We start from the raw sequence: 3604 nt of genomic DNA on the forward strand, positions 1-3604 counted from the left end.
GCGCGTGTACTGCATGCGGATCAGCCTGGCGATCACGTCGCGCTGGCCCATCTTGTCGCCGATGCGCGCAATGAACCGCATTTGTGTGTAGTCCTCAGGCGCACCTATGCCGTAAATCGCGCTGACCGTGCCGACGATGATGGTGTCGCGCCGCTCCAGCACGCTCTTGGTGGCCGACAGGCGCATCTGCTCGATGTGTTCGTTGATGGCCGAGTCCTTCTCAATGAAAAGGTCGCGCTGCGGCACATAGGCTTCAGGCTGGTAGTAGTCGTAGTAGCTGACGAAATACTCGACCGCGTTTTTCGGGAAAAACTCGCGGAACTCGCTGTAAAGCTGCGCGGCCAGCGTCTTGTTGGGCGCAAACACGATGGCCGGCCGACCCAGGCGGGCAATCACATTGGCCATGGTGAAGGTCTTGCCGGAGCCGGTCACGCCCAACAGGGTCTGGAACACCTCGCCGTCGTTGATGCCCTCGACCAGTTGGTCAATTGCCGTGGGCTGGTCGCCCGCAGGTGGATAGGGCTGGAACAGCTCGAACGGCGAATCCGGGAAACGCACGAACTGGCCCGCAGCGGGGTCGGTGTTGACTGAATCAGTTATGACTTCCATAGCTTCTGGCATAAAACCTCGATCAAGCCCCGTTAAAATTCAGGGCAACCAAACAGAATACGACATTCGGCCGAAAATGGAAATTGCAATCCCTATTCGCCTTGTAGTTGCCCCGCTATCGCTTTTTGACACCTCTTGTAGCCTTTTTTCCGGTCAGCTTGTGACCTAAATCCGTGACCTGAACCCCCTATCGTCGCTTTCGCCTTCTTTTTACTTCTCTGAGGATATTTCATGTCTTTGTTTACCGCTGTCGAAATGGCCCCGCGTGACCCCATCCTGGGCCTGAACGAGCAGTTCAACGCCGACGCTAACCCTGCCAAGGTCAACCTGGGCGTAGGCGTGTACTACGACGACAACGGCAAACTCCCCCTGCTGCAATGCGTTCAGGCGGCAGAAAAACTCATGATGGAATCTCCCAAGGCACGCGGCTACCTGCCCATTGATGGCATCGCCGCCTACGACGCTGCCGTCAAGGGTCTGGTTTTCGGCGTCGACAGCGAGCCCGTCAAAAGCGGCCGAGTGGCCACTGCACAGGGCATTGGCGGCACGGGCGGCCTGAAGATCGGCGCCGACTTCCTGAAAAAGCTCAGCCCCAATGCCAAAGTCCTGATTTCCGACCCAAGCTGGGAAAACCACCGCGCGCTTTTCAGCCAGGCCGGGTTCGTGGTTGAAAGCTATCCTTACTACGATGCAGCCAAGCGCGGCGTCAACTTCGAGGGCATGCTCGCCGCCCTCAATGCAGCCGCCGAAGGCACCATCGTCGTGCTGCACGCGTGCTGCCACAACCCGACCGGCTACGACATCACCGCGGCCCAGTGGGACCAGGTGATCGCGGCCGTCAAGGCGCGAAAGCTCACGCCGTTCCTCGACATGGCCTATCAGGGCTTTGGCCACGGCATCGCAGAAGACGGTGCCGTCATCGGCAAATTTGTGGCTGCCGGCCTGAGCTTTTTCGTGTCGACGTCCTTTTCCAAAAGCTTCAGCCTCTACGGCGAACGCGTGGGCGCCTTGTCGGTTCTGTGCGAATCCAAGGACGAAGCCGACCGCGTGCTGTCGCAGCTCAAACTGGTCATTCGCACCAACTACAGCAACCCGCAGATCCATGGCGGCATGGTGGTGGCCACGGTGCTCAATACCCCCGCGTTGCGTATCCAATGGGAGCAGGAACTGGCGGAAATGCGTGTGCGCATCAAGGCCATGCGCCAAAAGCTCGTGGACGGCCTGAAGGCCGCCGGCGTCAAGCAGGACATGAGCTTCATTACCGCACAAATCGGCATGTTCAGCTACTCGGGCCTCAGCAAGGACCAGATGGTGCGCCTGCGCAATGAATTCGGCGTTTACGGCACCGACACCGGCCGCATGTGCGTAGCCGCCCTGAACAGCAAGAACATCGACTACGTCTGCGCGTCGATTGCCAAGGTCGTCTGAGGCCGTACTCCCGGATGAATTCATCCGGGACGCGCTGAAAAACCGCCACAACCGGTTCATTCTGGAACACCTGCCTGCGCTGGGACTGCCTGACGCATGGCTGGTGGCGGGATGCCTCTTCCAGACAATCTGGAACCTGCACTCGGGGCAATCGCCCGAAGCCCACATCAAAGACTACGACCTGTTTTACTTTGACGCTGCAGACCTTTCAGGCGCGGGCGAAGCAGCCGTCAATGAACGTGTCAGCGCCCGCTTTGCGGGCCGGGGCATTGTGGTGGAAGCCAAAAACCAGGCCAGGGTCCATACTTGGTATGAGGAGTATTTCGGTTTCCCCTACCCCGCCCTGCAAAGCTCCCGCGATGGTATTGACCGGTTTCTGGTGAGCTGTACGTGTGTCGGCTTAAGGGCAAATACTGCGGAGCGGACGGATGTAGAGCTTTATGCGCCCAACGGCCTGGCGCAGTTGTACGAGGGCAAGCTCAGCCCCAACCCGCTGTGCAACCACCTGCCGCTGTTCGAGCAAAAAGCGAAGGCTTATCGGGATCGCTGGAGCTGGCTGCAGGTTATCCATCCGGAAGTGGCCTGACCGGCCCCCAGCACGGCAGTGGCAAAAGCCAGGCTCCTCAAAGAAAATAGGTTACAGCCCATGACTGACGGGCGCAAGCAGCTATCAATTCAATAGCGCCTCAAGCTACCTGACACTCCGCTCCAACAGATTCATCCCCAAACAACCGACCGCATGGAAATGGAGCCGGCCTGAAAGCTGGTGTTGAAAAACCGCATCGGCTCCTTCGCATCAACCGCGCCTGCGGTGTACAGCAGCGGAAGGTAGTGCTCATGGGTGGGGTGCGCCATCTTCGCCACCTGGCCCAGCTTCTGGAAGTTCTGCAATGCGTCCAGATTGCCCTGCTGCAGATAGCCACCAATCGTCTGGTCGAACTCCAGCGCCCAGTCGTAGGCCTGGTTACCCGCGGCCCCCCGCTGCATCTGGCGCAGGTTGTGCACGATATTGCCGCTGGCCACGATCAGCACGCCGCGGTCCCGCAACGCCTTTAACTGCTTTGCCAGCGCATAGTGCTCCTCGGGCGCCCGGCTGTAATCCATGCTGAGCTGGATGACCGGGATGTCCGCATCCGGAAACATGGGCTTGAGCACCGACCAGGCACCGTGGTCCAGTCCCCATTCACCTTCGTCCAGGCCGAGCGGCGCCGACGCGCGCTGCCTGACCAATTGGCTGATCACCTGCGCCGCCGCGGTGTCGCCGGGCGCGGGGTATTGCTGGTCGAAGAGCTCCTGCGGAAAGCCGCCAAAGTCGTGGATGGTTTTGGGCTTGTCCATGGCCGTCAGCCACCAGCCTTCGGTCAGCCAATGGGCGGAAATGCACAGAATCAGCTGCGGCCTGGGGAATTTCGACCCAAATTCGGCGCCCAGCGCCTGCCAGCTGCGCCGGTACTCGTTGTCGCCGATGGCGTTCATCGGGCTGCCGTGGCCCACAAAAAGGACCGGCATATGGTCTGATTTCTTCAGGGAGGCCAGTTGATCCAGCGAGGAGGCGTCAATCGGGGGA

Annotated in this window: 4 protein-coding genes; 2 read left to right on the plus strand and 2 right to left on the minus strand. The window is 60.0% G+C overall.

The window, feature by feature from the left end; translation table 11 throughout:
* Window positions 1-621 (minus strand): DEAD/DEAH box helicase family protein (locus tag AC1D1X_RS18465; RefSeq protein WP_477698839.1); only part of this gene is annotated, 621 nt, incomplete at its 3' end.
* Window positions 622-840: 219 nt separating this feature from the next.
* On the opposite strand from AC1D1X_RS18465, the gene AC1D1X_RS18470 reads away from it, so the two are divergent.
* Window positions 841-2037: an amino acid aminotransferase gene (locus AC1D1X_RS18470; RefSeq protein WP_477669130.1), complete on the plus strand. Its 1197-nt coding sequence runs from the start codon at window positions 841-843 to the stop codon at window positions 2035-2037.
* Complete coding sequence (locus AC1D1X_RS18475) at window positions 2021-2623, plus strand: nucleotidyltransferase family protein (RefSeq protein WP_477669129.1); 603 nt, start codon at window positions 2021-2023, stop codon at window positions 2621-2623. Before AC1D1X_RS18470 ends, AC1D1X_RS18475 begins: the two co-directional genes overlap by 17 nt.
* A 131-nt stretch (window positions 2624-2754) precedes the next feature.
* On the opposite strand, the gene ygiD is transcribed toward AC1D1X_RS18475, so the two are convergent.
* A complete protein-coding gene (gene ygiD, locus AC1D1X_RS18480) occupies window positions 2755-3597 on the minus strand; it encodes a 4,5-DOPA-extradiol-dioxygenase (protein WP_477698840.1) in 843 nt (280 codons plus the stop codon).
* Between the last annotated feature and the right edge of the window lie 7 nt (window positions 3598-3604).

Source organism: Polaromonas sp. P1_G4, from assembly GCF_056405475.1.